At 63.1% G+C, this 26,808-nt stretch carries 27 protein-coding genes and 1 pseudogene; 19 read left to right on the top strand and 9 right to left on the bottom strand.

The genetic code is table 11. The annotated features are described in order from the left end of the window. The 3 genes and pseudogenes from PDO_RS28710 to PDO_RS03795 form a co-directional block, all read right to left on the bottom strand. Positions 1-196, bottom strand: a pseudogene (locus tag PDO_RS28710) (hypothetical protein); the annotation flags it as partial. 205 nt (positions 197-401) lie between these two features. After that, positions 402-644 carry a hypothetical protein gene (locus tag PDO_RS03790; protein ID WP_007598032.1) on the bottom strand — a complete coding sequence of 81 codons (243 nt, stop codon included), beginning with the start codon at positions 642-644 and terminating at the stop codon, positions 402-404. Positions 645-1,275: 631 nt separating this feature from the next. Further along, positions 1,276-2,361 carry a GlxA family transcriptional regulator gene (locus PDO_RS03795; RefSeq protein ID WP_007598050.1) on the bottom strand — a complete coding sequence of 362 codons (1,086 nt, stop codon included), beginning with the start codon at positions 2,359-2,361 and terminating at the stop codon, positions 1,276-1,278. Between the two features lie 89 nt (positions 2,362-2,450). On the opposite strand from PDO_RS03795, the gene PDO_RS03800 reads away from it, so the two are divergent. Beyond that, positions 2,451-3,500 (top strand): class I SAM-dependent methyltransferase, encoded by a 1,050-nt coding sequence (locus tag PDO_RS03800; RefSeq protein ID WP_007598052.1) that lies wholly within the window; start codon positions 2,451-2,453, stop codon positions 3,498-3,500. Positions 3,501-3,602: 102 nt separating this feature from the next. On the opposite strand, the gene PDO_RS03805 is transcribed toward PDO_RS03800, so the two are convergent. Continuing rightward, positions 3,603-4,022, bottom strand: a complete 420-nt coding sequence (locus tag PDO_RS03805; RefSeq protein ID WP_244426337.1) for an MAPEG family protein — start codon at positions 4,020-4,022, stop codon at positions 3,603-3,605. A gap of 201 nt (positions 4,023-4,223) precedes the next feature. On the opposite strand from PDO_RS03805, the gene trhA reads away from it, so the two are divergent. Continuing rightward, positions 4,224-4,895, top strand: a complete 672-nt coding sequence (trhA, locus tag PDO_RS03810) for a PAQR family membrane homeostasis protein TrhA (RefSeq protein ID WP_037072587.1) — start codon at positions 4,224-4,226, stop codon at positions 4,893-4,895. A gap of 222 nt (positions 4,896-5,117) precedes the next feature. Then, positions 5,118-5,615, top strand: coding sequence for a GNAT family N-acetyltransferase (locus PDO_RS03815; protein WP_007598063.1), 498 nt, complete (start codon positions 5,118-5,120; stop codon positions 5,613-5,615). 260 nt (positions 5,616-5,875) lie between these two features. Here PDO_RS03815 and PDO_RS28200 read toward each other — a convergent pair whose 3' ends face one another. Both PDO_RS28200 and PDO_RS03825 read right to left on the bottom strand, forming a co-directional pair. Next, entirely contained in the window at positions 5,876-7,390 is a 1,515-nt protein-coding gene (locus PDO_RS28200; protein WP_007598065.1) for a cytochrome P450 family protein, read from the bottom strand. 129 nt (positions 7,391-7,519) lie between these two features. Then, entirely contained in the window at positions 7,520-8,257 is a 738-nt protein-coding gene (locus tag PDO_RS03825) for a hypothetical protein (protein WP_007598066.1), read from the bottom strand. Positions 8,258-8,472: 215 nt separating this feature from the next. Between PDO_RS03825 and PDO_RS03830 the strand changes: the two genes are divergently transcribed. From PDO_RS03830 to PDO_RS03850, 4 genes are all read left to right on the top strand, one after another. Beyond that, positions 8,473-9,570 carry a helix-turn-helix domain-containing protein gene (locus PDO_RS03830; RefSeq protein ID WP_037072566.1) on the top strand — a complete coding sequence of 366 codons (1,098 nt, stop codon included), beginning with the start codon at positions 8,473-8,475 and terminating at the stop codon, positions 9,568-9,570. 170 nt (positions 9,571-9,740) lie between these two features. Then, on the top strand, positions 9,741-10,307 hold the full coding sequence (locus tag PDO_RS03835) for a nucleoside 2-deoxyribosyltransferase (protein WP_007598068.1): 567 nt from the start codon (positions 9,741-9,743) through the stop codon (positions 10,305-10,307). Between the two features lie 335 nt (positions 10,308-10,642). Then, entirely contained in the window at positions 10,643-11,932 is a 1,290-nt protein-coding gene (locus tag PDO_RS03845; RefSeq protein WP_007598074.1) for an MFS transporter, read from the top strand. A 166-nt stretch (positions 11,933-12,098) separates the two neighbouring features. Next, positions 12,099-13,022: a hypothetical protein gene (locus tag PDO_RS03850; protein WP_007598076.1), complete on the top strand. Its 924-nt coding sequence runs from the start codon at positions 12,099-12,101 to the stop codon at positions 13,020-13,022. Between the two features lie 10 nt (positions 13,023-13,032). Here PDO_RS03850 and msrB read toward each other — a convergent pair whose 3' ends face one another. Next, the gene (gene msrB, locus PDO_RS03855) at positions 13,033-13,446 is read right to left on the bottom strand and encodes a peptide-methionine (R)-S-oxide reductase MsrB (protein ID WP_037072589.1); all 414 of its coding nucleotides are present in this window, start codon (positions 13,444-13,446) and stop codon (positions 13,033-13,035) included. Between the two features lie 322 nt (positions 13,447-13,768). Here msrB and PDO_RS03860 point away from each other — a divergent pair, with 322 nt between their 5' ends. The 10 genes from PDO_RS03860 to PDO_RS03905 all read left to right on the top strand — a co-directional run bounded on the left by PDO_RS03860 (position 13,769) and on the right by PDO_RS03905 (position 22,514). Further along, positions 13,769-16,171, top strand: coding sequence for a putative monovalent cation/H+ antiporter subunit A (locus PDO_RS03860; RefSeq protein WP_007598091.1), 2,403 nt, complete (start codon positions 13,769-13,771; stop codon positions 16,169-16,171). Beyond that, complete coding sequence (locus tag PDO_RS03865; RefSeq protein WP_007598092.1) at positions 16,168-16,587, top strand: Na+/H+ antiporter subunit B; 420 nt, start codon at positions 16,168-16,170, stop codon at positions 16,585-16,587. The genes PDO_RS03860 and PDO_RS03865 overlap by 4 nt, the downstream gene beginning before the upstream one ends. Continuing rightward, complete coding sequence (locus PDO_RS03870) at positions 16,587-16,964, top strand: Na+/H+ antiporter subunit C (protein WP_007598093.1); 378 nt, start codon at positions 16,587-16,589, stop codon at positions 16,962-16,964. The genes PDO_RS03865 and PDO_RS03870 overlap by 1 nt, the downstream gene beginning before the upstream one ends. A gap of 2 nt (positions 16,965-16,966) precedes the next feature. Continuing rightward, entirely contained in the window at positions 16,967-18,571 is a 1,605-nt protein-coding gene (locus PDO_RS03875) for a Na+/H+ antiporter subunit D (protein WP_037072591.1), read from the top strand. Beyond that, entirely contained in the window at positions 18,568-19,041 is a 474-nt protein-coding gene (locus PDO_RS03880; protein ID WP_007598095.1) for a Na+/H+ antiporter subunit E, read from the top strand. The genes PDO_RS03875 and PDO_RS03880 overlap by 4 nt, the downstream gene beginning before the upstream one ends. After that, positions 19,038-19,457: a cation:proton antiporter gene (locus PDO_RS03885; protein WP_007598096.1), complete on the top strand. Its 420-nt coding sequence runs from the start codon at positions 19,038-19,040 to the stop codon at positions 19,455-19,457. Before PDO_RS03880 ends, PDO_RS03885 begins: the two co-directional genes overlap by 4 nt. Continuing rightward, entirely contained in the window at positions 19,454-19,786 is a 333-nt protein-coding gene (gene mnhG / locus PDO_RS03890; protein WP_007598098.1) for a monovalent cation/H(+) antiporter subunit G, read from the top strand. The genes PDO_RS03885 and mnhG overlap by 4 nt, the downstream gene beginning before the upstream one ends. Before the next feature lie 413 nt (positions 19,787-20,199). Continuing rightward, entirely contained in the window at positions 20,200-20,628 is a 429-nt protein-coding gene (locus tag PDO_RS03895; protein WP_007598100.1) for a Ros/MucR family transcriptional regulator, read from the top strand. Positions 20,629-20,926: 298 nt separating this feature from the next. Then, the gene (locus PDO_RS03900; RefSeq protein WP_007598101.1) at positions 20,927-21,325 is read left to right on the top strand and encodes a helix-turn-helix domain-containing protein; all 399 of its coding nucleotides are present in this window, start codon (positions 20,927-20,929) and stop codon (positions 21,323-21,325) included. 181 nt (positions 21,326-21,506) lie between these two features. Beyond that, entirely contained in the window at positions 21,507-22,514 is a 1,008-nt protein-coding gene (locus PDO_RS03905) for a DUF6456 domain-containing protein (RefSeq protein WP_007598102.1), read from the top strand. A 13-nt stretch (positions 22,515-22,527) separates the two neighbouring features. Here the strand turns inward: PDO_RS03905 and PDO_RS03910 are convergent, their stop codons facing one another. After that, on the bottom strand, positions 22,528-22,944 hold the full coding sequence (locus PDO_RS03910) for a SufE family protein (protein ID WP_007598108.1): 417 nt from the start codon (positions 22,942-22,944) through the stop codon (positions 22,528-22,530). Positions 22,945-23,235: 291 nt separating this feature from the next. Continuing rightward, a complete protein-coding gene (locus PDO_RS03915) occupies positions 23,236-23,712 on the bottom strand; it encodes a DUF5330 domain-containing protein (RefSeq protein ID WP_007598110.1) in 477 nt (158 codons plus the stop codon). Between the two features lie 456 nt (positions 23,713-24,168). On the opposite strand from PDO_RS03915, the gene PDO_RS03920 reads away from it, so the two are divergent. Further along, a complete protein-coding gene (locus tag PDO_RS03920; RefSeq protein WP_007598112.1) occupies positions 24,169-25,728 on the top strand; it encodes a sensor histidine kinase in 1,560 nt (519 codons plus the stop codon). After that, positions 25,700-26,785: a peptidoglycan-binding domain-containing protein gene (locus PDO_RS03925; RefSeq protein ID WP_007598115.1), complete on the top strand. Its 1,086-nt coding sequence runs from the start codon at positions 25,700-25,702 to the stop codon at positions 26,783-26,785. Before PDO_RS03920 ends, PDO_RS03925 begins: the two co-directional genes overlap by 29 nt. Positions 26,786-26,808 lie beyond the last annotated feature (23 nt).

A 26,808-nucleotide genomic window follows, 5' to 3' on the forward strand; every position in this document is an offset into this window, starting at 1 on the left:
TCTGCGAGAGTTCACGGCGCTCCGGGGTCAGCTCTTCGCCATATCTCGACGCCCAATGTTCGTGAAGCATTCTTCCCTGGATCCAGGCGGCTAGGTCGGCGATGTCCGTTGGAGCGCCTGCCAGCCCGACCTTATTCCTCTTCGCCGTGGAATGCGGGCCCGGCTCTCGGAAGTAGTCCAGCGTGACCATGTCCATGAGTATCCTCCAAGGCCGGATGATCCAGCGAGGGCGCATTGGTGTCAAGCGCACGGCGAACGCCCGCTTCGGGCCGAACTCGGACACCATTTGCGCATGTTTGGATGTCCGCTTAAGCGGTGTCTCGCAGGCACGTTGACTGCCAATCCTGGGCGCAGCGTTCCAGACCAGCGTTTGTCGACCATGGCTTCTGATGTCAGGTTGGCTAAGCGTATAGGCTTGTTGCAATCACAACTAGGAGCAAAGCAGGAATCATCGCCAGGATATTCGCCTTGGCGGCGTAGCCGGGATCGGCAGCAATCGTTTTGGCTGCCAGGACATGTCCGAGTGCGCTGCCTGATACCAACGCTATCATAATTGGTTGTTTTTGGAGGCCGAATCCCAAGAGCGTCAGGCCAGCAGAAATGAGGCCGAGCCAAATCCACGAGGTAACTTTTAGAAAGTGCATTGCCACGCTCCGGAGCAGATTTCTCTCTTGTGGTCACTGATACCTCGTGGGCGGTTCCGAAGACCATCAGTGCTAGACAGGTGACGATATGCGTGGGTTCGGGTTGGAGATTAGTTATCGGCCTCGGGGCGATACGAGAGCTGAGCCGATCTCATGTGAGCTTCTTGCAGGCTTGCGTAGGAGCCATCGACAGATAGTCCAAGGACGCAAAACGGTGGTGGCTAGAATTACAACGATCACTGTGTAAAAAGGCACCGTGGTCAGCGCTGCAGATAGCAATGATCCGAAAAACATTGCGATGCCGACCCACAGTATAAAAGCACGCGGGCCAGCTACACTGTTGTAGGCGAACAAATACATCAGCTCGATGATTACATTCACGATCGTTCGCCACATATCTTTCCCTCCGAAACCCGCTCAATGTGACATCGGTCGGTTAGTGACAGGTGAAGGGAAAAACTAAGATTGTCTGTCCGCTTTCGGCGAGCGGCAGTGTCCGCTTCGAACACCCTCTTTCCCCCCAATCACCCCATCTTCACCAGCGCCCGATCGCGCCTGAGCACAACCGCGGCCGAACTGAACGGCAAACCGGCATGGGCCGACTGTATGCCACTCCCACCACCCAATCATCCTAACCGCGCCCATCGCCCGAATGGCGAATCGCCGCCTCGACGGTCGGGGGCAGCCGAAAGCGCCGGCGATATTCACCCGGGGTCAACCCGGCAATCTTTCGAAACAGGCGGCGAAACGACGCAAGGTCCGAATATCCGACATCGCAGGCGATCTCCTCGATCGGCCGATCCTCCAGTTCGAGCATCTGCTTTGCTTCCTCGATCCGCAGGCATTGGATATATTCCAGCGGTGAAAAGCCCGTCGCCTTCTTGAAGCGTCGGTCGAACGACCGCTTTGGCAGACCGGATAGCTGCAGCAACTCGGCGAGAATTTCCGCCGATTGATAGTGGTCCGGAGCATAGGCCTGGCATTTCTCGATGACCGCATCGCCGTGGCTGATATTGGCGATCATCGAGGCATAGGGAAGCTGACCATCGCGATGCCACTGGTAGAGGAACAGCTTGGAGATCCGGATCGCCTCCGCCGTGCCGGCGTGCCTTGCAATCAGATAGAGCGTCAGGTCCTGCCAGGACGACGCGCCTCCCGAGCAGACGATGGAGTGTCCAGCACCGGACTGGACCAGGATACGCTCCTCCTTGAGCTCCACCTTCGGATATTCGCTACGAAACAGCGGCGCATACATCCAGTGCGTTGTCGCCGACTGCCCGTCCAGTAAACCCGCCTCGGCAAGCACGATCGACCCTCCACATGCGGCAAGCAGCCGTGCGCCCTGCCGATGCATCCTGACGATCCAGTCCAGCAGTCGACGATCCAGCGCCCGGATCGTGTCGGGCGTATCGACGACGACATTGGGAACGAGCACATAGTCCGTGTCGTCGACCTCGTCCAGGGTGACGTGCGGCATGACCGTCACCCCGGTGATCAGGGTCAAGGGGCCGGGGTCTGCCGCCACAAGGCGCGGAGCAAACAGGACCTCGCTGGTCGGCTCGTTCGAATTACTCTTCCAGTGCGCCCCGGCAATCCAGAGCGTATCGAAAATGCCGTAGAGGATAGAAGGATCGCATTCGCGGAACGTCACGATGCTGACCCGCAAGGGAGGCTTTGCGCTCGTGGGCAGTGGCTTGATCGGCTCCATAGCGGCCATTCTGCCTCTGTTGAGGGGTATAGGCAACGCCTAAAACTCCTGCCGAGCGGGCGGCATTCTGCAGTCCGATACGACAGGAACCAAAGACGATGGAATTGAATTTCGACAAACTGAACGCCTTGCTGGGCGTTATGGTGAATGAGCTTGGCGCGGCGCAGAACGCCGCGCTGGTGACAGTTGGCGACGAATTGGGCCTCTACCGGGCAATGGATGGCAAAGGACAGCTTTCAGCAGCCGAACTCGCGGAGTCCACCGACACGAAGGAGCGCTATGTGCAGGAATGGCTGTCCGCGCAAGCGGCATCCGGCTTCGTGACCTACGATGCGGCCACAGCAAAATTTGCCCTCTCGCCGGAACAGGCTGCGATCTTCGCAGTCGATGAAAGTCCGGTCAACATGATCGGCGGTTTCCAGGCGCTCGAGGCAGTTTATGCGGATCGCCCCAAGCTTGCGCACGCTTTTCGTCATGGCGGCGGTGTGTCCTGGACCGATCGCTGCAGCTGCATGTTCTGCGGCACGGATCGCTTCTTCAGGCCGGGCTACAAGGCGAATCTCGTTGCCAACTGGCTTCCCTCGCTCAGTGGCATCGTCGAAAAACTGGAGCGCGGAGCGTTGGTGGCGGATGTCGGCTGCGGCTTCGGTTCATCGACCCTGATCATGGCGGAAGCTTTTCCGAACTCGCGCTTTGTCGGTATCGACTTCCACGCCCCGTCCATCGAACATGCGAGCCGGCACGCGAAAGCATTGACCAATGTGCAGTTCAAGACTGCAAGGGCACAAGACTTTCAGGGCTCGGGCTTCGATCTGGTCACCATGTTCGACGCGCTTCACGACATGGGAGACCCCGTTGGTGCTGCACGCCACATCGCGCAATCCCTCAAGCCGGACGGCACCCTGATGCTGGTCGAACCGATGGCAGGCGACAGTCTCGCCGACAACCTCAATCCGATCGGGCGGGTCTTCTATGCCGCATCTGCCAATACCTGCGTCCCGGCGTCCCTGGGCCAGGAGGTGGGGGCGGCATTGGGTGCACAAGCCGGAGAGCGACGCCTGACCGAGGTGCTGAACGCAGGGGGCTTTTCCAGGGTCCGGCGCTCGGCCGAAACACCGTTCAACATGGTTCTGGAAGCTCGTATTTAACGGCGGCTGTAATGCGGAGGGGCGGGTGGTTCGGCGACCGCCCGCCCAATGCATGGCATTGCGAAGTTCAGCCACCCAGAGGTGACAGGTTTCACCCCTCAATCACCCCATCTTCACCAGCGCCCCGATCGTCCCCCCGACCAGCAGCACCAGCCCGATCAACGTGGTCAGCGCCGCACCCGGTCCGCGCTTCTTCGCATCAGTGTAATATTCCGCCGCATAGAGCGCCCGCGCCGCCGTCCAGCCGAGACCGAGTAGACCGGCGAGCTGGTCCGAGACATAAAAGCCGAAGATCCACAGCGCCGGCAGGAACAGCACCAGCTGCTCGACCGTATTCTGCTGCACCCGGAAGATGCGTTCGAAATTCTGATTGCCTGAGGTCTTGGGCGCTTCCACGCCGAACTGTTTGCGCGCCCGCGCCACCTTGATCATGAACCAGCAATAGGTCATCAGCGCCGCAAATGTCGCCAGAATGGTGAACCGCATCGAAACCTGCTCCGAAATCATCCTGAAAACGACCATCAAACCGTCATTGAGTAACCATCAACTGGTAGGAGAAAGGCCAGGGGCGCGCAAGCGCCATGCTGCGGCGCACCGCATCAAAGCTTGCGCTAAACGACGAATTCCGCCATCATTCCGCAAGCTGCGTTGCAGCCTGTGCGCGCAGGAAAGGCCGCCTTGATGACCCCCGAATTGACCGCTGAAACGACGCTCGAAACGAGCATGGAAGCGACCACGGAAGTAACCGGCGAAAGCTTCAAGTTTGGCCGCCCCTACGACCTGCACGAGCTGGTTGCCGACGGCATTATCCATGGCATCGGTGTCGTCTTCGCGCTGGTCGGCGCCACCGCGCTGATCTTTTATGCGACGGTCTATTCCGACTATGCCGATATCGCCGCATCCTGGATCTACGGCCTCGGCCTGATCATCGCGCTCGGCGTCTCCTTCACCTACAATATGTGGCCGCATTCGCGCATCAAGTGGATCCTGCGTCGCTTCGACCATTCCGCCATCTTCATCCTGATCGCCTCGACCTATACGCCCTTTCTTGTCCAGGGCGCCGACCAGCCGATGATCCTTGCGCTGCTGATCGGCATCTGGCTGACGGCCGCCCTCGGCATCTGGCTGAAATTCCGCTATCCCGGCCGCTACGACCGGCTTGCCATCCTGCTCTATCTCGCCATGGGCTGGAGCGGCGCGCTGGCCATGGGCCCGATTTCCGAGATCATCCCGGGCATCACCCTGACCCTGATCATCATCGGCGGCTGCATCTATTCCGCCGGCGTCATCTTCCATGTCTGGGAACGCCTGCGCTTCCAGAACGCCATCTGGCACGGCTTCGTCGTCACCGCCGCCGTGGTCCATTATTCGGCGGTGTTTACGGCGATCGCCTGAGGCGAGGGGGAACCCAAGTGGAAATCGTCATCCTCGGGCTTGTCCCGAGGATCTGCCGAGGTCGGCTCCAAGCTGTACGTTTCCGCATCCCTCCGATCAACGCTCGCTGGAACCAGCGTCTCCGGCGAAAGCGTGTCCCCGGCGCAATCACCGCCTTCCCCAATCAGGCAAGCCACCCTATAGCTCTGCGCAGGACCAACGCCCCACACCCAAGAGCCTCCCATGACCGACCTCATCATCCGCGACGCAACCGAAGCCGATCTGCCGGCAATCCGCGACATCTACAATCACGCCGTCGAACACACGACCGCGATCTGGAACGAGGTGCTGATCGACGTCGATAATCGCCGCGCCTGGCTCGAGCTGCGCCGTGCCAAGGGTTATCCGGTGCTGGTCGCCGAGCGTGACGGCACGGTGGCCGGTTATGCCTCCTACGGCGACTGGCGCGCCTTCGACGGCTATCGCCACACGGTCGAGCATTCGGTCTATGTCGACAAGGACTGCCGCGGCGGCGGCATCGGCAGGCAGTTGATGGCAGCACTGGTCGATAGGGCAAGAACCGGCAATGTCCATGTGATGATCGCCGCCATCGAGGCGGAAAACCAGGCCTCCATCGCCCTGCACGAACGCATGGGCTTCACCCTCGTCGGCATCCACCGCGAAGTCGGCACCAAGTTCGGCCGCTGGCTCGATCTGGCGATGATGGAGTTGAGGGTCTGAGCGATAGCAACGAAAGGTCGAGGCGGTATACCCCCACCCCCCCCTCCTGGCCTGCCTGCCATCTCCCCCACAAGGGGGGAGATCAGCAAGTCCGCCAACGGTTTGCCGATACATAAAGTTGACACCCGATCAGGTTGCGCACCTCGACGGACAATGCCCCCTCTGTCCTGCCGGACATCTCCCCCCGTGTGGGGGAGATGTCCGGCAGGACAGAGGGGGCCGGCTCGGCACCACGAAGCAGCGAAGCGCGACCTCCCTCATCACCCCGCCGTCATCTCCTGCCAGCGCACGCCAGAGATCACCACGCCGTCCTTCGGCCGGCATGGCATGTCCGACAGCGAGACGGACACATCCTGCTCCGCTGGCATGTCGTAGTCGATCGCCGTGGTCAAAAGCCGCACGCCTTCCTTGATGATCGACAGCGTTGCCTCTTCGCCGGGACAGCGATGGCCGTCCTTCACCGATCCGGCCCCTTGCGCAACGAAGCTGTAGTCGCCTGGCCCGTGGCGCAATTCGCGCAGTGGCCGGAACTCTCCGGCATTGTGAAAGGCCGCCTCGTCGTGGCAGGTGCCGTAGAGGTCGAAAAGCAGCCATTGTCCGCGCCGGATCGGATGGCCGTTCCAGTCGAAACCGGTGCGCGCCACCGCGCCGACAAACGGATAAAACGGCACGCAGCGCCGCACTTCTTCGGCAAAATCGGTCAGCAGCCGGTCGTCCGGCACGCGCAGGATCTCGCGCCATTCTCCGTGCCGCTCCAGCTCGACGGCGGCAAACAGGATATAGCGGCCGAGCGAGGCGATCGGCCCGAGCAGGTTGATCAGTTCGCCGGCGGCAACGGCGGGTGAGAGCGGCAGGCCTTTCTGGTCGCGGTAGCCGGCGATCATCGCCATCGGCGTGCCCGGCAGCGGCGCTTGGCGGCCGCGGCGGATCTGCCGAAAGGCGGCCGTCAGCCGCCGCTCGAGCTGCGAGCGCCGGCCCAGCAGACCCAGGGGCAAAGGCAGGCGGCGCGGGCCGAAATGGCCGGCCTGTTCGGCCAGTTCCGCCAGCAGCGCGTCGTCCCTGTCGATCTCGTCTGCATCGATCGGCGCATGGGTCCAGGCGAGCGCCGTGCGGATCAGGATCAGGTCCAGCTCGGCGCCGAGCGGCACGGCCCCCCAGCGGATCCAGTCCGGCACGCGCTCGATGAAGTTGCGCCGGAAGATTGCCACCAGCCGGTCGATGCCGGTGCGGTCCTCGACCAGCATGCGCACGAACATCGCCTTGCGGTGCCGGTGCGCGGCGCCGTCGAGCTGCTGCACGCTGCCTTTGCCCGCAATCAGCCGCAACACCATCTGCGGCATGGCGCCGACCCGGGTCAGCCGGTCGTCGTCATAGATCAGCCGGGCCGCGTCCGGCCCGGCCAGGCAGATGACGTCGCGTAGCATCAGCCGGGTGCGAAAGATCGGCGTGTTCATCGACCGGAAGCGCTGCGACAGGAAGCCATAGCCTTCGCGCGCCAGATTAAAGGTCTCGTCGAAGCCCGGGCTGCGCGGGATCGCCGGCGGCCGCCCGGGCTGGGAGACGTTTGCGGGCTCGGAGGTGCCTTCGGGTTTGGAGGCGCTCGCGGGCAGGCCGCCAGACAGTCCCTCGGGCAGGGCGCCCGGCATTGCGACCGCGGGATGGCCCGGCGTATGGCCCGGTGTGTGGACAGAGGGATTGGCCGGTGAGTGTGGCGCTGAGTGGGGCGATGTCGGGGCAGGCGTGTCCGGCTGGCGGTGAAACTCGCTCTGGTTCATGCCGTCCCCTCCCTGACGCGCCCGGTTTGCCCGACAATACTCCCAAATTTCGACGCGCTCCATGCGCTTTGTTCCAGCCGTCGCCCTGAATTATCGCCAATCGCGCCCGATCGCCTGCAGGCAATCCCTCTATTCGATCCGCACCCGCGCCATCTCGCCGCGAATGGTGATCGACGGCCTGGCGCCCGGCGTATTCGGCAGCGTGCTGTCGACATAGGAGGCCACGGTCTCGACCAGGTAGCTGATCGGCGTCGGCTGCAGGAAGCGCACGGTCGCATCGAGCATGCTGCCGGAAATCGCGACGACCTCGTTCTGCATCACCCGTTCGAAGGTCAGCCGTGCCCGAAGTGCGGCCCCCGAAACCGCGATCGAGGCGGCATGGCCGGTAAAGGCGATGTCGCCGGCATCGCTGCGGATATCGAGCGCGCCGAATTCGCCATCGAGCCGGGTTCGCGCCGCCCGCTGGTCGATGATGACGGTGGCGCCGGGCGCCAGATTGGCCGTCAGCGTCATGGTGCAATCACTCCAGTCGAAGAAGCGGCCGCCGCGGCCGACATCGACCGTCAGCGTGTCGCCGTCCCGCAGCATCGTGCCTTCGGCCGGGCAGGAGTTGGAAAACCAGCTCGAATGCCAAAGGGCGCCCCAGCCATGCCGTTCGCCGGACAGTTCGGCAACCTGCGGCATGTCGGCGTCGGCATTGATGCTGATGTCGCTCGCCGTGCCCGTCACGCGGACCTTTGACACGCCGCCAAGGTCAAGCGGGCCGGACAGGCTGTCGCTGGCGCTGATCAGCGACACGCCGCCGTCGATGGCGAGGATGGCGACGATCACGCCGGCAACGGAGAGAAGAATGGTTCTGGTTTTCATCGGGCAGGGCTCCGGGTTGGGCCGCGACGGGCCGTGGTTTGAGCCCCGACCGTGCCGGCCCTCGTTCTCCATCGCGACCTTGATCGCGTTTCAGGTCGAAGCGCATCGCGTTTGAGGTCATGATGTGCCATGCATCGGGCATTGCCCTGCATCGGGCCGCGCTCCGCCATGGGCCCCGGTCCGCCAGTCCAAACCCTGTTTCTTGCAAGACACCGATGATCCTCGTTCCGCTTTCCTTTCTCGTCTCGCTCTATCTGACCGTCTTTCTCGTCCGGCTGCTGCTGCGCGGCCGCGACACCTTTGCGGCCAATGGCCTCTTCCTGCTGCTGATTGCCGTCTATATCGTCCAGACCGTGCTGGTCGGCCTGCGCTGGGGCTATGGCATCGTGACGATCCTGCCGCTCCTGTCGACGCTCGCCAGCCTCGTGCCGCCGCTGTCTTATCTCGCCTTCCGCGATCTCGCCCGCGAACAGCGCGGCCTGTCGGCGCGCGACTGGCCGCATCTCCTGCCGACAGCCGCGCTGATGCTCATGACGCTGGTCTGGCGCAATCTGGTCGACCTGCTGATCATCACGGAATTTCTCGCCTATGGCCTGGCGCTGCTCTGGCTCGCCCGGCTTGGCCCCGATGGTCTTGTCGCAGCCAGGCTCGACGGCACGCTGCGCTCCTATCGCTCGCTGCAACTGACCGGCCTTGCTCTGGTGAGCTCGGCCTTGACCGATATCGCCATCAGCCTCGACATGCTGTGGAGCGGTGGCCAGTATTCCGCTCTGGTCGTCTCGGCCTCAACGACCGCCATTCTGCTGCTGCTCGGCATTGCCGCCGTCGCCGTCGGCTCGGAAGAAGGCGAGGGCGATGCGCCGGACGATGGGCACGACGACCCGGCAGGATTGGATACGGGACGAGAGGAAGGTCGCTCACCTGAACGAATCCAGGGATCCGAAAGACCGTCGACCGCCACCGCCGCCTCGCCCGAGGACCGGCAGGTCGCCGCCGATCTCGACCGCCTGATGTCCGAACGCCGCCTGTATGCCGATACCGGCCTGAACCTGGCGAGGATCGCCCGGCGTTTAAGCCTTCCGGCCCGCAGCGTTTCTCAGGCGGTCAACCGGGTGCATGGCATCAGCGTCTCGCATTATGTCAACAATCACCGCATCGCCGACGCCTGCCGGCTGCTGTCTGAAACCGACCTGCCGGTCACCCGCATCGTCTTTGATGCCGGCTTCATGACCAAGTCGAACTTCAACCGCGAATTTCGCCGCGTCACCGGCATGAACCCGAGCGACTGGCGCCGGCAGAAAACCGCGGCTTGATCAGATCATGGAAAATGCCGGTCCCCCCGGGAGGCAACGCGTCGCCTGAGGCCAGAAGCGAACCGCCAACACAAGATGTGTACAGGAACGTCTACCCGGCCAAACCGCCTTGCCTTTCACCCGGCCGCATTGTTCCCTTGGCGCATCATTTGATCACTCAAGGATTTAAAATGCCTCTGAAGCTCTATCTCGCCGGCCCCGAAGTCTTCCTGCCCGATGCCCGCAAGGTGCTGGACGAAAAGGCCGCCATGACCCGGGCCTATGGCTTCGAGCCGATCTGCCCCGGCGATATCGAGATCGAGCCGGCCCCGACCCGGCATGAATTCGGCCTGAAGATCAGCGCCGTCGACGAGGGCTTCATGAACGCCGCCGATGGCGTGATCGCCAATCTCACCCCGTTTCGCGGCATCGCGGCCGATCCCGGCACGGTGTTTGAACTCGGCTATATGTGTGCGTCCGGCAAGCTGGTCGCCGCCTATACCAATGTCACCGATAGCCATTTCGCCCGCACCAAGGCCTGGTATGGCGGCGAACTGACCATCGACGAACACGGCCGCAAGCGCGGCGCGGACGGCCATTCGCTGGAGGATTTCGAAATGATCGAGAACCTCATGCTGCACGGTGGCGTCACCCGCCGCGGCGGCCCCATCGCCATCCACGCCGCCAGCCCCGACCGCCTCTACCACGACCTGACCGCATTCGAACAATGCCTGAAGGCGCTGGCTGAGCGCGGCTAGAGCCCTGCCTTCTCGCCGAGCAGTCGCCGCTGGAATCTGCCCCTCACCCTCTCCCCGCCAGCGGGGCGAGGGGACGCAAGGCCCGACCACAACCGTCCTTCTCCCCGTTCACGGGGAGAAGGTGGCGGCAGCCGGATGAGGGGCAGCACCGGACGGATGGATACGGACGAAGACGCATCTCCTTCCGCGTTCAATCTGGGGATCTTCTCGCGATCGACCGATGACCTGTCTGCCGATCGCCTGCCAACCACCCGCCAGCCCCGATTCCCCCTGTCTTTTCACGGCTTGCCAAGCCGCATCGCCAATGCTCCGTTGCGGTTGCAAAAGGAATCGTCATGAACCAGCACGTCACGCCGCAACCGAAGCTCGGCGCCAGTTTTTATCGCCTCTGGCTGTCGAGCGGGCTCGCCAATCTCGCCGATGGCGTTGGCATCGTCGCCTGGCCCTGGCTAGCCTCGCTGATTACCCGCGATCCGCTGGCGATTGCGCTTGTCGGCGTGGCGCAGAAACTGCCCTGGTTCCTCTTTGCCCTGCCATCCGGCGTGATCACCGACCGGCTCGACCGCCGCAAGCTGGTGGTCGCCATGGATTTCGTGCGTTTCGTGGTCTTGATGGCGCTGGCCGCAGCACTGCTGGTCCCCGGTCTCCTGCCGCAAGACCCGATAGCCGACTTTCCGACGGCCACGCTCTACTGGCTGCTGCTCGCAGCCGCCTTGATGGTTGGTTTCGCCGAAGTGCTGCGCGACAATTCCGCTGTCACCCTGATGCCGGCGATCGTGCCGCTGGAGCGGCTGGAAACGGCAAACGGCCGCATGGGCAGCCTGGAAACCGTGATGAACATGATGATCGGCCCGCCGCTCGCTGGCCTGCTGATCGGCTTGGCCCTGCCGTTTGCCTTCGGCCTCTATGGCCTAGCCTTTGCCTTTGCCGGACTGCTGGTCCTGTCCATTCCGGGTCGCTTTCGCACGATCCGGCCGGAGCAGCGACACTGGATCGCGGAGATCCGCGAAGGGGCAGTCTATCTCTTCCAGCGACCGCTGTTGCGGGATCTGGCGATTGGACTTGGGGCCTTGAACGCCATCGATGTGATGCTGCTGATGGGGCTGGTGCTGTATGCCCAGGAGGTGATGGGCCTCAATTCGGCGCAATATGGGCTGCTGCTCACCGGTCTTGCCACCGGAGGACTGCTGGGTGGTCTGCTCGGCGAACGTGTCATCCGCCGCCTGGGAGCGTCAGCCTGTCTGCGGCTGACCATCGCCGCCTGCTGTGCGATGGCGCTGGTCATCCTGCTCATGCCGTTTTCGGTCGCCGTCTGGTTCGCCCTGATGCTCGCCAGCTTCACCGGCATGATCTGGAACATCATCACCGTGTCGCTGCGCCAGCGCATGATCCCGCCGCATCTGCTCGGCCGGGTCAACAGCGTCTACCGCTTCTTCGGTCTCGGCACCATGCCGCTCGGCCTGATCGTCTCCGGCCTGAGCGTCACTATTGCCGAAGGCTTCATGCCGCGCAACCAGGCGCTGGCCGCCCCGTTTGCCCTCGGTGCGGTCCTGTCGCTGCTCTTGCTGATCGCCATATGGAAACGCGTGTCGCCCAAGGCGCTGAGGGATTTCAGCGGTCGGTGACCCGGTCGTCGTGGCGGTGCCGGATGGGGACGGTACCGGACGAAGCAGTCAGCCCAAGACGCTCTTGAAGGTGGTTAGAAACCACACAGCTTTGCACATATTTGGTTAGGCTGGATGTTCTATCAATCAATGGTTGATCGGTCGGTGCCTTTGCGAGGTTTTACCGATGAGATTTAGTTTCATCCTCTGCTGGTTCATCTTGTGCGGCATTTGCCTGGTGGGAGCGCTGGTTCCGTTTGTCGGCGCCGTCTTCATCTTGCTCATGCCATTCATGCTTGGCACTTTGGCTGCACTGGGCTTGCTTGCCGTCTTCCTCGATGTGCTGATCCGACGGCTGCCTGTCGCTTTTGTTGTTTTGCCGGTTGGTGCGCTCGTCTGGTATTACGGTCTGGTGGTTTTCGACCAGCTGGATCTTCGACGTATTCGCGACGAGATCGCTGCGCAAAATCCAATGACAATCGCCGCGTTTGATCCGAGCGCGTATGACCTTGTGCTGCCGGACGCACAGCGCTTCGTCCGCTTGAATGCGATTGCGACAGCCTATGATGAAAAGCAGTTTGCGCAGATCAGCGCCTTGAATGACGATGACTGCAGTATCGTTGCCGATTTCATCAAGACGGTGCCGGGTAGCTGGGCCGATGTTTCGTCGGGCATATTCGGCGCCGTCTGTGTCGTGACTGTTCCCGGAACACCGGCCAGACAAACCGTCACGGTCACCAGGCAGCACACGCTCAACAACGACAGCCCGCAACTCCGGACAAGCTTACTCCGGACAAGCGGCCTCCAGCTGAGCGGTGCCAATGGGCCGGTGATGACGTTGATTGACCGGGTGTCGGTTGATGCCTATCCCCCGATCCCGGTTCTTCTTCTGGGCTGCATGCTAATGACCGAAGGTCAACCGCAATGCTATTTCGGCCCGAAGAAACGGCCCCAGACACTCGAAGTGATCAACCCGTCGATCGACCGCGATCTCTATCCCGAGCCGGAGAATATCCTGCTCGGCATCCCGGCCAGGAAGAAAGGCGAGGGACCGTTTGCAGACCGGGAAAGCGTGATGGCCGCAATCCGTACCGCGGCCGCCGGACAATAGTCCCCAACCCTCACGCCAGCGGTTCAAACACCATCGAGTGACCGTTGATGCAGTAGCGCAATCCGGTCGGCTTCGGGCCGTCGGGGAAGACGTGGCCGAGATGGCCGCCGCAATTGGCGCAGCGGATTTCAGTGCGCACCATGCCATAGGCGGTGTCGCGATGTTCGGTCACGGCGCCCGGCTTCACCGGTTCGAAATAGCTCGGCCAGCCGCAGCCGGCGTCGAATTTGGTATCGGAAACGAACAGCGGTTCGTTGCAGGCGGCGCAGCGATAGAGCCCCTTGTCGTTGGTGTCCCAATAGGGGCCGCTGAAGGCGCGCTCGGTGCCGTGTTCGCGCAGGATCCGGTATTGTTCCGGCGTCAGCTGCTCGCGCCATTCCTCGTCGCTCTTGGTGATCTTCGGTGCGGTTGTGCTGTCGCTCATCATCGGCTCTCCAACTGGAATTTCGAATGGACGGCCGGCGAACCGGCCTCCGTTGTCCTATAGATAGGACGCCGATGCGGTTGCGGCAAATCCTCTTGAACCTAAGCCTTGCCGTGTTGCGCCGGAAATTTGGGCCCTTGCCTTGCCGGCACCGCCAACACGCAGCACCAAAGGCGGTTTGACGTGAGGAAACCGGGGGTTGACACCTCCGTGATTGGATTCTGTTCCGTTTTTGCTTGAGGCGACGGTCCCCATGTCCTAACACGGAACCTCCTTGCATCGCAGCCAAGTTCACCATCGAACGACCGCCCGGGGAGGTGGAATGCCTGTTTTGACCGGCGATCTGACCTGGATCGCAATGTTGCTACCCTTTGCCGGTGCGCTGGTCGCGCCATGGTTGACATCACGGCTTGGCGCGTCCGCTGCCTGGCTGCTGGCACTGTTCCCGGCGCTCGCCTTCCTGTATTTCATCGGCTTCATGCCGGAAATCGCGGCGGGCGAAGTGGTGACCGGCGGTTATGCCTGGGTGCCGAGCCTCAACCTGTCGTTTTCCTGGTTCCTCGACGGCCTGTCGCTGACCTTTGCCCTGCTGATCACCGGCATCGGCGCGCTGATCGTGCTCTATGCCGGCGGCTACATGAAGGGCCATGTCCAGCAGGGGCGTTTCTTTGCCTATATCCTGCTGTTCATGGGCGCCATGCTCGGCGTCGTCGTCTCCGACAGCCTGCTGATGCTGTTCGTCTTCTGGGAGCTGACCTCGATCACCTCCTTCCTGCTGATCGGTTTCGACCACAGCCGCGAGGCCGCCCGTCGCGCCGCCCTGCAGGCGCTGGTCGTCACCGGTGGCGGTGGCCTGCTGCTGCTGGCCGGCCTGATCCTGATCTGGAATATCACCGGCGTCACCCAGCTCTCCCTACTCCTGCACATGGGCGATCCCCTGCGCGCCAGCCCATTTTATCTCGCGGCCCTGTTCCTCGTCCTCGGTGGCGCCTTCACCAAGTCGGCCCAGTTCCCGTTCCATTTCTGGCTGCCCTATGCCATGGAAGCGCCGACCCCGGTCTCGGCCTATCTGCATTCGGCGACCATGGTCAAAGCCGGCGTCTACCTGCTGATGCGGCTCAATCCGGCCATGGGCGGCACGCCCGCCTGGGAAATCCTGCTGCCATTCTTCGGCGGCATCACCCTGATCGTCGGCGCGGTGCTTGCCATCCGCCAGACGGACCTGAAGCTGATGCTCGCCTATACGACCGTTGCCTCGCTTGGTCTCCTGGTCATGCTGACCGGTTTCGACACGCCTTATGCGGTCGAGGCGGCGGTGCTCTATCTGGTCGCCCATTCGCTGTTCAAGGGCGCGCTGTTCATGGTCGCCGGCGTGATCGACCATGAAACCGGCACCCGTGACGTCAGAAAGCTGAGCGGCCTGCGCAAGGCCATGCCGGTCACATTCGCCGCAGCACTGGTTGCCGCCCTGTCGATGGCCGGCCTACCGCCGCTCTTCGGCTTCCTCGCCAAGGAAGAGATCTACACGGCCCTTGCCGGCAGCAATCCTCGCGCTGTGGTCTTCACCGCCGTTGCCGTCTTCGGCAATGCGCTGATGTTTGCCATCGCCTTTGCCGTCGGCCTCAAACCCTTCATCGGGCCGCTGGTCAAAACCCCGAAACACGCCCATGAGGGCCCGGTCCTGCTCTGGCTCGGGCCGCTGAAGCTGGCGGTGCTCGGCCTGGTGCTGGCCGTTTTCTCGCCGCTCACCCATTGGCTGATCTCATCGCCGATGGCGAGTGCCGTCGATGGCACGCCGCAGACGGTGTCCATCAGCCTGATCCCGCATCCCGGCGTGCCGCTGGTCCTGTCGCTGCTGACGATCGCGCTCGGCATCCTGGTCTACCGCTCTCTCGACCGCGCCCGCGCGCTGGTTGCCGAACTGCTCGAGGCCATCGGCACCGGCCCCGATCGTGGCTTCGACCACGTCATCAGCGGTCTGGTCAAATTGTCCTTCCATGTCACGCGCCGGCTCCAGGGCGGACGGCTCGAAGTCTACATCACCAGCACCTTCGTGCTTCTCGCCGTCGTCCTGCTCGTGCCGCCGCTGGTCTATGGCGAGCTTCCGGGCGTGCCCGCCTGGCCTTCGAGCTTGCGTTTCCACGAACTGGCCATCTTCGCCATCGCCGTCATCGGCGTGCTCGCGGTGCTCACCGCCAAGGACCGCCTGACCGCGATCGTCTGCCTCGGCATCCAGGGCTTTGCCATCGCCGTCATTTTCCTGCTGTTCGGCGCGCCGGATCTGTCCTTCACCCAGTTCATGGTCGAGACCCTGTCTGTCGTCATCCTGGCGCTGGTCATGTCGCGCCTCAGGCTGTCTCTCTCCGATCATCGCCCGCTCTGGGCCACATTCGGTGATGGTGCCGTGGCGGTTGCCTGCGGCACGGGCTTTGCGCTGCTGCTGATGGCGGCCACCGAAATGCCGTTCGACACGACGCTGACCGAATTCTTCAACACCTATTCCAAGGTGATTGCCCACGGCGCCAATGTCGTCAATGTCATCATCGTCGACTTCCGCGGCGTCGACACGCTGGGCGAGATCTCGGTGGTGATGATCACCGGCCTGTCGATCCTTGCCCTGATCCGGGTGCGCGCCCGTCCGGCCGTGGCCGGGGTTCCGGCAGGCGTCGCGGTTGCCGAAGAGACCGCACCGCCGGCCCGCAAGAAGAGGGGGGCGAAGAAGTGAACACCCTGATCTTCCGCACGGTTGCGCCCTTCCTCACCGCGCTCATGCTGCTGTTTTCGATCTTCGTCCTGCTGCGCGGCCACAACGAGCCCGGCGGCGGCTTTATCGGTGGCCTGATCGCGGCCTCCGCCTTTGCCATCTATGGCATCGCCTTTGGCGTACAGGCCGTGCGCCGCGCCCTTTATTTCCATCCGATGTCGATCGCCGGCTGCGGCCTTTTCGTCTCGACCCTGTCCGGCTTCGTCTCGGCGCCGCTCGGCCTGCCGTTCATGACCGGCGTGTGGATCTATCCGAGCCTGTTCGGCGTCGAGGTGCCGCTCGCCACCGTCATGTCCTTCGATGTCGGCGTCTATCTCGTCGTGCTCGGCGCCTTCACCTCGATCGCGCTGGCGCTCGAAGAAAGGGACGACGGCTGATGGAAGCGTTGTTTGCAGTCCTGGTCGGCATCTTCTTTGCCGCCGCCCTCTATCTGATGATGTCCAAGCATATCATCCGTGTCCTGCTCGGCGTCGTCCTGCTCGGCAATGCCGTTAACCTGCTGTTGTTCACGGCCGGCCGGCTGACCGCGGAAGTGCCGCCGATCATCCCGGCCGGCAGCGATACGCTGGCCATGAGTGCCGCCAACCCGCTGCCGCAGGCGCTGATCCTGACGGCGATCGTCATCTCGTTCTCCTTCTTCTGCTTCCTGCTGGTGCTGACCTACCGCGCCTATCAGGACCTCGGCACCGACGACACCGACGACATGCGCGTCGCCGAGCCGAAGGATGAACCCATGCCTCCAATGGGATATTGATGATGGCTACATCGTCCACCCCGATCGACCTGTCGCTGGCGCTTGTCATGGATCCGGCAACTGCTGGCCAGTGGCTGGCCATCCTGCCGATGGGCCTGTGCCTCGGCATCGGTGCGCTGCTGATGATGATCCGCCATCGCATCACCTGGCATCCGCCGGTTGCTCTTGCCGGTCTTGCCCTGCTGGTGCTTGTTGATGTCCTGCTGCTGTCCAAAGTTCTCGCCGATGGCCCGCTGACCATGATGATGGGGCGCTGGCGCCCGCCGTTCGGCATTGCCATCACCGTCGACCTGACCGGCGCACTGCTGGCGCTGGCTGCCGCCATCGTCGCCTTCGCCGGCGCGCTTTATGCCGAGGTCGATATCGACAACAGCGGTCGCCGCTATGGTTTCTATCCGCTGCTGATGGTGCTGATGGCCGGCGTATCCGGCGCATTCCTCACCGGTGACATCTTCAACCTCTATGTCTGGTTCGAGGTTCTGCTGATCTCGTCCTTCGGCCTGTTGATCCTCGGCTCCGAGCGTGAACAGATCGACGGCGCGCTGAAATATGCGGTGCTCAACCTGATCGCCACGACGCTGTTCCTGATCGCCGTCGGTTATCTCTATGCGATCTTCGGCACGCTCAACATGGCCGATATCGCGCTGAAGGCGCCGGAACTGTCGGGGTCTGCGCCGCTGATGACGCTGTCGGCGCTCTTCGTGCTCGCCTTCTCCATGAAGGCGGCGGCCTTTCCGGTCAATTTCTGGCTGCCGGCCTCCTATCATACGCCGCGTGTCGTCGTGTCGGCCCTGTTTGCCGGCCTGCTGACCAAGGTCGGCGTCTATGCGCTGCTGCGCGTCATGGTCATGCTGCTGCCGATCGAGCGCGAGGCCCTGAGCCTGATCATCGCCATTGTTGCAGCCCTGACCATGATCCTCGGCGCCATGGGTGCGCTGGCCCAGACCGACATCCGCCGCTTCATGGGCTATATCGTCATTGCCGGCATCGGCAACATGATGGCCGGCATCGCCATCGGTGGCGATATGGCGGTCGGTGCGGCGATCTTCTACGCGCTGCATTCCATCCTGCTGATGACGGCGCTCTATCTGGTCATGGGCGAGGCGGCCCGTATCGGCGGCAGCTTCAGCCTGTCGAAACTGGCCGGCCTGTGGACGTCGACCCCGGCCTTTGCCGCCCTGTCGCTCGCCCTGTTTTTTGCCGCCAGCGGCCTGCCGCCCTTTTCCGGCTTCTGGCCCAAGGCGCTGCTGGTCAAGGCCTCGCTCGATATCGGCGCCTGGTGGCTGGCCGGCTCCGTATTGCTGTCGGGCTTCCTGTGCACCATCGGTTTCGGACGGCTGTTCCTGCTCGCCTATTGGCGTCCGGCTCTGGCGACGGGACCCGAGGCTACGCTTGCCGCTTCGGGGCAGGTCACCTTCGTGCCGCCGCCACCGGTCCCCCGCACAAGCCTGTGGCGCAGCGCGCCGATCCTGCTGCTCTCTGGCTTCGTCGTCTGGTTCGGCCTGTTTCCCGATCCGCTGATCGTCGTCAGTCAGCAGGCGGCCGCTGGTCTCTCCGATCCGACGGCCTACATTCTGTCTGTCTTCCCCGAGAAAGCTGCGCCATGAGCCTGTTTGCCATCAGCGTCATCATGACCGCGATCTGGGCCGCCGTCAGCGAAAGTGCGGCCCTGCACAATCTGCTGCTCGGCTTCGTGCTCTCGCTGGTCATTCTTAGCCTGCTGCGCGAGCAATTGCTCGGCGATGCCCGGCCCAACCGCACCCTGCGCATCCTGTCGCTGGTCTGGCTCTTCCTGGTCGAGCTGGCCAAATCCGCCTGGAAGGTCGCCGTCATGGTCTGCCGGCCGAAACTCGACGTGAAGCCCGGCATCTTTGCCTATCCGCTGACCGTCACCAGCGATCTCGAAATCACACTGCTGGCCAACCTGATCACGCTCACCCCCGGCACGCTGTCGGTCGATGTGTCGGATGACCGCAAGACGCTCTATGTCCATGCGATCGACTGCGCCGACCCGGATGCCGCCCGGCTGGACATCGCCAATGGTTTCGAGCGCAAGATTCGCGAGGCCTTTGCATGATCACGCCTTCCCTGATTGTCGACTATGCCTCGGTCTTTGCCCTGCTGGCGCTGGGCCTCGCCTTTCTGCTGACCGTCTACCGCGCCGTCGTCGGCCCCACTTTGCCGGACAGGATCATCGCCCTCGACATGCTGGTCGGCATCGTCATCGGTTTCATTGCGGTGATCGCGCTGCGCTCCGGCTATACGCTCTATATCGACATCGCGATTTCGCTCGGCCTCGTCGGCTTCCTGGCAACGGTCGCTTTCGCCCGCTTCATCCTCGCCCGTGGCGCGGTCGGCGAAGGCGAGGCCCACGATTTCCGTGGAATTCGTGCAGAGCCCGTAACACAACCTGGATTAGAAAATCCGCCCCGCGCGATAAAGGCGTCGAAGCCGGCAAAACCCCGCGCCAGCCGCCGCAAGGAGGCAAAATGATCGATTATCTCGCAGCCATCCTGATTGCCGCCATCATCATTGTCGGCGCGCTGTTCTCGCTGGTTGCCGCCATCGGGCTCAACCGCCTGCCGGATCTCTACACGCGCATGCATGCGGCATCGAAGGCCGGCACCGTCGGCTCCGGACTGCTGTTGTTGGCTGTCGGCCTGCATTCCGGCGAATTTGCAATTTTTATCCGTGCCTTGGCCGGATTCGTGTTTTTCATCCTGACCGCCCCGGTGTCGGCTCACCTGCTCGCCCGCGCGGCCCACAAGGTTGGCTACAAGCTATCGCCTGTATCATTGCAAGACGACATGAACAAAAAATAGCCTTTATGGTCTCTCAGGTTAATTTAGCAGATCCTCTGCAATCTGTGGGCGGTTAAATCGGCACTGTTCTAGATGGAATCAGAATAGAGCCGCTTTATACCCGTTACATCTAGTAGAAATATCAGGTGGACATTTGCGCAGGGAGTGCTAATCCACTGATACGATGCTTATTCGCTGTATTCGTTGATTGACTGCTGGTCTGAGCCAATGATTACCACTTGGTAATATTCAGGGCGATGACCGCATTGACTGCGGCGCAGGACGGGACGGTTTGGGGCTGGACCGGGAGATAAGCGCGTTTGTGGGGTGGTTACTCGTTCCGGGACTGGTCGATAGGCGACCGGTAGGAGCGCACATAATTGACTCATGTTGGGTGCGGCGGCTGCCAACGACGAGATGAACAGGAGAATGAAATGATGGAAATACAACAGGGCCCGGGCCAGCAGTTGCTGGTCGAGCTGACGGCCGATATTGTTGCGGCCTATGTCAGCCACCATGTGGTGCCGGTTGGCGATCTGACCAATCTGATCGCCGACATCCACCAGGCCTTGAGCAATACTTCGTCGCCCGCGCCTGTGGTTGCCGTGGTTGAGAAGCCGAAGCCGGCTGTCGCCGTGCGCAAGTCTGTCCAGGACGATCATATTGTCTGCCTGGAATGTGGCGGTTCGTTCAAGTCGCTGAAGCGCCACCTGATGACCCATCATTCGCTTGGCCCGGAAGAATACCGCGAAAAGTGGGATCTGGCTGTCGACTACCCGATGGTCGCCCCGGCCTATGCCGAGGCGCGCTCGCGTCTCGCCAAGGAAATGGGTCTGGGCCAGCGCCGCAAGCGCGGCAAGTAAGCGTTCAGACAGGATCCGGCTATAAGCCGAGCAGGAACCGGGCCCGAAGGTCCGGTTTTTTGTTACCTGGACATATGAAAATAATCCCATGTTGCCGTGTTTATCGTTGCCCCTGTGCGAAAAGTGGGTTGCCGTCGCGGCGGAGCGACCGGCCGAAAATCTACTGAACTCCCTGAGAAATAACGAAATTCCCATCCGATTGTGGCTTGCAATCGGTCTTGCCCCTCAAAATATACGGGTATCTTTCCATCCAGACTCTGTTATCAAATAGGAAAATAAGCCTATTATGGAGTTGCCGATGTCTAGTGTCTCCGAGCCTGAACCAAACCCGCTTCCCGATGACCCACCCGATTGCCTGGCGCAGGCGAGGCCGCTGACGCCGGAGCGCAGGCTGCTGTGCATGGTCGTCCGCCAGCTTACCATCGAGCTTTTGACCGCCGTCGGCTTCGACGCCGAGCGCGACGGTCGCCGCCGGGCCACCAATCATGTGCGCCAGATCGCCATGTATGTCTGCCACGTCGCCTATTCCATGCCGATGATCGAGGTTGCCGAAGCCTTCGGCCGTGACCGCACCACTGTCCGCCATGCCTGCCGCATGGTCGAGGATCGCCGCGACGACCCGGCCTATGACGGCTTCGTCGCCATCGTCGAGCGCATGGCCTGCGCCGTCGTGCTGGTCGCCGGCCCGAGGCCATGACCGAGGCCATGGCCGAGGCCGAGGCCGGTGCCATGGCCGGCGAGATGCGCTGCTCTCCACGACAAGCCCGCCCAACAAGCCCAGCTACACGTCATCACGGACCGGGCCGAAAGACGCGCCCGGCCGAAAGACACGCCCCGACAGCAGATACCAGACGAACCATGACAGCGAGGAAATCCCGATGACGAAGACCCGGCCATCCGCCCCTGATGTAACCCGCGACATCGGCCGCAATACTGGCCGCAATACTGACCTTAGCGCTGGCCTTAGTACTGGCCCCAGCACAAGCACCGCCACCGGCGCAATGACGCCCCTCAATGCCGGCGACCGCAAGCTGGTCCGCCGCCTGCTGCGGCTGGCGCTCGACGGTCCGCTCCGCATGCAGGTAACGGGGCAGGCGACAGGGCAGGCCGCAAGGCAGGTGACGGGGCAGGCGCGGCCGGTGGTCGAGGCCGGCGGCCGGACAATCACCGACGTCGATCCGGCCTTGCTGCGTCGACTGGTGGCCGATGGCCTGCTGGTGGCCGTGCCAAAGGGCCCTGCCGAGGGCAGGGCAGAGGACCATGCCGAGGGCTATGCCGCCACGGCCGAAACGGCAAGCTGGCTGCGCCGTGCGCTGACCGATGCGGCGGCCGAGCCCTTTCTCGACCAGCACCGCGTTCTGGAGACGGTGACGCTGAAGGAGCCCGACGGTTGCCGCAACGTCCGCCGCAATCTGGCCGAACAGCCGCTCTTTCCTCTGCTGCGCCTGAAGGACCGGCAGGGCCTGCCGTTTTTGCCGGAGGATGCGGTGCGGGCGGGAGAACGGCTGGCGGAGGATTTCGAACGCGGCGGCCTGCAGCCCCGCATCACCGCGTCCTGGGAGCCGCGCCTGTCCAGCCGGGCGAGGGGACAGGCGCCGGCGGCCGCCGATCTTTCCGACATGGCCCAGTCCGCCCGCCGCCGCCTGGGCGCCGCCGTCACCGCCATGGGACCGGAGCTGTCCGGCGTGGCACTCGATGTCTGCTGCTTCGGCAAGGGGCTGGAAACGGTCGAGCGCGAACGCCAATGGCCCGCCCGCTCGGCCAAGCTCATGCTGCGCACAGCCCTTCTGGCGCTCGCCCGCCACTATGCCCCGCCACAACGGCAACACGCCCAGCACCGCCCGCGTCACTGGGGCGAGGACGGCTACCGGCCTGAAATCAGTTAAGGCGGCCCGGCTCTCACACCAGCCGGCGGGCCGCTTCCTCGCGGATTCGCTGGATCATCGAGCGCAGGCCGTTGGCGCGCTGGGCCGACAGGTGCTCAAGCAGGCCGATCTGCTTGAACAGGTCGATCGCGTCGAATTCGACGACGCCGGACGCGGTCTTGCCGGAATAGGCGGCGAGCACGATGGCGACCAGGCCGCGCACGATAAAGGCGTCGCTGTCGCCGCGATAGGTCATCACCGGATCGGCGCCATTGCCCGACGAAGTCGCAAGCCAGACCTGGCTGGCGCAGCCCTGCACTTTGTTGTCGGCGCTTTTGTCTTCGTCGGCAAGGTCCGGCAACGCCTTGCCCAGTTCGATGACAAAACGCATCCGGTCCTCCCAGTCGTCGAGGAAGGCAAAATCGTCGATCATCTGTTCAAGCGTCGTCATGGTACACCGGGTCTGTTCTTGCTGCATGCCATATAGGTTAAGCGCCGGCCGTTTTGAACCGTCTCTGTCGCGCGAAAAAAAGAAAGCCGCGAGGCGGTTAACCTCGCGGCCCGGCAAAATGCCAAAGGGACAGTTTAGGACAGGCAGACAGGCATCCGCACAACCGTCACGGGGACGGTCGCTCTGATGCAAGAGGGGTGGGGCGCAGGCCCCGAATTAGGCGGTGTTCGAAGCGATCTGCTGCAGGCTCGGCTTGCGCTGTCGCTACGGATAGTTGAAGGGTCGGCGGTCTCAAAGCTTCGGCGGTGTATAGGGTTTCGGCAGGTTCTTGTTCTGCGGCCGCGGTGTCGGCACGACGGTGCCGGTCACGATCGCTGCAGTATCGAGGTTTTCGGACAGATCGACCGCCTGGCTCGCTGCGGTTTCGACCGCCGGCTTCAGGATCTCGACGCGGCCCTTGGCCGGTAGTGGGTTCTGGCTCGTGCCGTCATCGGTAAACTGCTGGTCGAGCAGCTGGAAGGCAACCAGGGCGCCTTCGCGGGCCCGCTGGCCGAGAGCCTGGAAGGTCTCCTTGCCCTTTTCGCAAACCTCCGGCTTCTCGACGCAGATCGCCGAGACATACTGGTAGGCATCCGTTGCCGCCGTGATCGCGTCGCCCATGACGAGGCGCGGTCCGCCGGCGGTTTCCTCCTGCGGCGGATTGCCGAAGAACGACAGCACCACCAGCGCCATGGAGCAATAGAAAGTTCCCTTGATCAGAAACCACATTGTCGTCACCAAATCCCTGTTGCCGGTCGTTGCCGGACCTCTCGGGTTGCGTCCCGAATTCGTGATTTGAACCTATCGCTGAGTCGCAAAGATGGCTTTTCAGAACCTGTTCGGCTTTGAGGCAAATTTGATTAAAATGCCATCTAAGTCGCGTTTTTGTAGCCTTTGTCTCAAATTGTAACGGTTGCCGTTAAGCATAATTGTGGCGCCCGCCCGACAATCCCGCAGCTTTTGCCGGCAGTGGTCGACACAAGTGTTAACGCGACTGTGAAAACTCTTGGAAATCCGTTGCTTACGCCCGATTAACCATAAAATCGAAAGCCCGGTCCGGCTGTTCTGTTTCGGGTCAGATGAGCCAAATCCGGGCCTTCCGAAGGCCTCGCTTTATCGTTTCCTTAAGCGCGTGAAGCCTATGGTCGGGCTCGAAAAGACGAAAATGAGTCTCGGATTTCCCGCGTGTTTGTATTGCGTAAAAATGTGGATGGACTGACGGCGATCATCGATCGCCTGGCTGCGCGATGCCTGCCGCGCCAGTCCCATGGACGCGTGGCCGATGCCGCCGAAATCCGGCTGATGCGCAAGTTGACCTTGGCTTTCCTGCCGGCCCTGCCGGTCGTGCCCGCCGCGGTATCGCTGACCCTCGGTGCCGCCATCGGCCTGCCGCTCGGCTTCGGTCTCGTCGTCGCCCTTTATATGATGGCCGCCGTGGCGCTGATCGCCGGCCGCCGTGTTGGCGCCGAAAGCGTTGCCAATCTTGCCGCTACCGCTGCTGCACAGTCGGCCGACGCCGGCTCGCCCTACGATCTCTGCCCCGGCCTGTTCCTCGGCCTGGATGCGGCCGGACTGGTGCGCACCGCCGGTGGCCGCGATCGCCAGATGTTCGTCTCTTTCCTGCGCGAACCGCTGTCGCGCCCCTTCGTCGATCAGGTGCATGTCTCCGACCGCCTGTCCTTCGTCCAGGCGCTCGATGCCTTGCGCCAGGGCGCCGATGCTGTGGTCATTGACCTTCGCCTCGATCGCCCGGTTCTCGGCCTCGACCACACCCAGTTCCTCAATGTCCGCATGGACATGACCGCCGTTCGTTGTGCCGACGGCGCGCTGACCGGCGTTCAGGCACAGATCCTCGACATCGAGGGCGAGATGCAGATCCGCGATACTGTCAGCGTCAAGGAAAACGAGGCCGTTGCCGCCCATGAGGCGAAGAGCCGGTTCCTCGCGGCCGTCAGCCACGAGTTGCGCACGCCTCTCAATGCCATTCTCGGCTTCTCCGACATTCTCGCCGGTGAATATTTCGGCAAGCTCGCCAACGACCGCCAGCGCGAATATGTCCAGCTGATCCGCCAGTCGGGTGCCCATCTCCTGTCGGTGGTCAACACCATGCTCGACATGTCGAAGATCGAGGCCGGCCGCTACGAATTGCTGCTCGAGCCGTTCGCCATTGCCGAAACCGTCACCGAATGCGAGCGCATGCTGTCGCTGCAGGCCGCCTCCAAGGGCGTCAAGCTGACCAGCCGCCTGCCGCGCGGCCTCGGTGAGGCGGTCGCTGACAGCCGCGCGTTGCGCCAGGTGATCATCAATCTCGTCGGCAACGCCATCAAGTTCACCGACAATGGCGGCGCCGTGATCATCGATGCCAGCCGCACCGCCACCGACTTGGTGATCAGCGTCAGCGATACCGGCATCGGCATGGCGCCGGAAAAGCTGAGCATGCTCGGCCGGCCGTTCACCCAGGTCCACGACGACCTCAACCGCAATTATGAGGGCACCGGCCTTGGCCTGTCTTTGGTCAAGGGGCTGATCGCTCTGCATGGCGGCACATTCGCGATTTCCAGCCATCCGGGCGAAGGGACTGTGGTTACTGTCACTCTGCCGGTTGACGGCTCGGGCGCTGTCGCGCAGGCTGAGAATGAAGATAATATGGTCGAGTTTCCGCCGCGCCTGACCGCGCAGCCGGCGGCTCGCAGAAGGGAAGGCAAAGAGACCGGGTATGACCAAGCGAACGCGAAAATCGCCTGAGAAGAAGAAAAAGCCGACGCAGCATGCGCTCGGCCTTCTTTCCGCCGGCGTTACAGCGCTTGCGCGGCTTGCCGGGCGCCATCCGCGCCTGGTGGGTGGTCTTGTCACGTTCGCGGTGATCTTCGGCACCGTTGCCGCCAATGCGCTCTGGTACCAGCCGGGCCAGCACCCGTCGCCGTTCCTGCGCACCCGTGATGCCGCCAATTTCAGCGCCCTGGCCGGCGTTGGCCGTGCCTCGCATCTGTCCGAACAGTCGCATGCGAATGTCACTACCTTCAAGATCGCCCGCGAGGGAGAGGAAGGTCCGGTAGCCGACTCTGCAGCATCTTCGGCAGCCGCCGTAGAGGGTAGCGTCGAGATGGCAGCGGTCACGCCCGCCGCGGCGACCGCCGAGACAGCAGCCCCGACCGCTGCGCAGGCGACATCCACCGATTGGCCTGTCGCAACCGGCGAGACGGCCGTGCTCATCCGCGATGTCCAGGCCGAACTTTCCCGCCGTGGGCTCTATGACGGCGAGGCCGATGGCGTCATCGGTCCGCGCACCGAAACCGCGATCGCCGTCTTCCAGAAATCCGTCGGCATGGAGCCGAATGGCCTCGTCAGCACCGAACTGGTCGCCGCACTCCGGGTCGACCGCAGCGTCACCGCCGCCGTGCCCGCCCAGCGCCCGACGCCGGATCTGGTTCGCGACAGCGCAGGCGTCGACCCGGTCGCCGCTGCGATCCGTCGTGCCGAGACCCAGGTGGTCACCGCGCCGCGTCGTGAGGTGGCCAAGCCATCCGCGCCAGTGCCGGTTCCCCCCGGCGAGATCCGTGCCACCGCAGCCCGTCCGGATGCGCCGCTGCCGGTGCAGCAGGCGAGCTTCGATCCGGGGCTGGTGATGGAAATCCAGCGCGGCCTGTCCAACATGGCCTATAGCGATGTCACCATCGACGGCGTGCCCGGCGAGCAGACGCGCAATGCCATCCGCCGCTTCGAGCGCCATTACAAGATGGCCGAGACCGGCGAGCCGAGCGCCGTGGTGCTGAAGAAGCTGAAGTCGATCGGCGCGCTTTGAGCGACCGGCTTCTTGCCTATCCC

The organism is Rhizobium sp. PDO1-076 (assembly GCF_000247475.1).
Classification (GTDB): Bacteria; Pseudomonadota; Alphaproteobacteria; order Rhizobiales; family Rhizobiaceae; genus Allorhizobium.

Excerpts from the sequence above, each read along its gene's own strand:
- PDO_RS03790 (WP_007598032.1), bottom strand. The coding sequence starts at position 644 with ATGCACTTTCTAAAAGTTACCTCGTGGATTTGGCTCGGCCTCATTTCT.
- PDO_RS03795 (WP_007598050.1), bottom strand. The coding sequence starts at position 2,361 with ATGGCCGCTATGGAGCCGATCAAGCCACTGCCCACGAGCGCAAAGCCT.
- PDO_RS03800 (WP_007598052.1), top strand. The coding sequence starts at position 2,451 with ATGGAATTGAATTTCGACAAACTGAACGCCTTGCTGGGCGTTATGGTG.
- PDO_RS03805 (WP_244426337.1), bottom strand. The coding sequence starts at position 4,022 with ATGGTCGTTTTCAGGATGATTTCGGAGCAGGTTTCGATGCGGTTCACC.
- trhA (WP_037072587.1), top strand. The coding sequence starts at position 4,224 with ATGGAAGCGACCACGGAAGTAACCGGCGAAAGCTTCAAGTTTGGCCGC.
- PDO_RS03815 (WP_007598063.1), top strand. The coding sequence starts at position 5,118 with ATGACCGACCTCATCATCCGCGACGCAACCGAAGCCGATCTGCCGGCA.
- PDO_RS28200 (WP_007598065.1), bottom strand. The coding sequence starts at position 7,390 with ATGAACCAGAGCGAGTTTCACCGCCAGCCGGACACGCCTGCCCCGACA.
- PDO_RS03825 (WP_007598066.1), bottom strand. The coding sequence starts at position 8,257 with ATGAAAACCAGAACCATTCTTCTCTCCGTTGCCGGCGTGATCGTCGCC.
- PDO_RS03830 (WP_037072566.1), top strand. The coding sequence starts at position 8,473 with ATGATCCTCGTTCCGCTTTCCTTTCTCGTCTCGCTCTATCTGACCGTC.
- PDO_RS03835 (WP_007598068.1), top strand. The coding sequence starts at position 9,741 with ATGCCTCTGAAGCTCTATCTCGCCGGCCCCGAAGTCTTCCTGCCCGAT.
- PDO_RS03845 (WP_007598074.1), top strand. The coding sequence starts at position 10,643 with ATGAACCAGCACGTCACGCCGCAACCGAAGCTCGGCGCCAGTTTTTAT.
- PDO_RS03850 (WP_007598076.1), top strand. The coding sequence starts at position 12,099 with ATGAGATTTAGTTTCATCCTCTGCTGGTTCATCTTGTGCGGCATTTGC.
- msrB (WP_037072589.1), bottom strand. The coding sequence starts at position 13,446 with ATGAGCGACAGCACAACCGCACCGAAGATCACCAAGAGCGACGAGGAA.
- PDO_RS03860 (WP_007598091.1), top strand. The coding sequence starts at position 13,769 with ATGCCTGTTTTGACCGGCGATCTGACCTGGATCGCAATGTTGCTACCC.
- PDO_RS03870 (WP_007598093.1), top strand. The coding sequence starts at position 16,587 with ATGGAAGCGTTGTTTGCAGTCCTGGTCGGCATCTTCTTTGCCGCCGCC.
- PDO_RS03875 (WP_037072591.1), top strand. The coding sequence starts at position 16,967 with ATGGCTACATCGTCCACCCCGATCGACCTGTCGCTGGCGCTTGTCATG.
- PDO_RS03880 (WP_007598095.1), top strand. The coding sequence starts at position 18,568 with ATGAGCCTGTTTGCCATCAGCGTCATCATGACCGCGATCTGGGCCGCC.
- PDO_RS03885 (WP_007598096.1), top strand. The coding sequence starts at position 19,038 with ATGATCACGCCTTCCCTGATTGTCGACTATGCCTCGGTCTTTGCCCTG.
- mnhG (WP_007598098.1), top strand. The coding sequence starts at position 19,454 with ATGATCGATTATCTCGCAGCCATCCTGATTGCCGCCATCATCATTGTC.
- PDO_RS03895 (WP_007598100.1), top strand. The coding sequence starts at position 20,200 with ATGATGGAAATACAACAGGGCCCGGGCCAGCAGTTGCTGGTCGAGCTG.
- PDO_RS03900 (WP_007598101.1), top strand. The coding sequence starts at position 20,927 with ATGTCTAGTGTCTCCGAGCCTGAACCAAACCCGCTTCCCGATGACCCA.
- PDO_RS03905 (WP_007598102.1), top strand. The coding sequence starts at position 21,507 with ATGACGAAGACCCGGCCATCCGCCCCTGATGTAACCCGCGACATCGGC.
- PDO_RS03910 (WP_007598108.1), bottom strand. The coding sequence starts at position 22,944 with ATGACGACGCTTGAACAGATGATCGACGATTTTGCCTTCCTCGACGAC.
- PDO_RS03915 (WP_007598110.1), bottom strand. The coding sequence starts at position 23,712 with ATGTGGTTTCTGATCAAGGGAACTTTCTATTGCTCCATGGCGCTGGTG.
- PDO_RS03925 (WP_007598115.1), top strand. The coding sequence starts at position 25,700 with ATGACCAAGCGAACGCGAAAATCGCCTGAGAAGAAGAAAAAGCCGACG.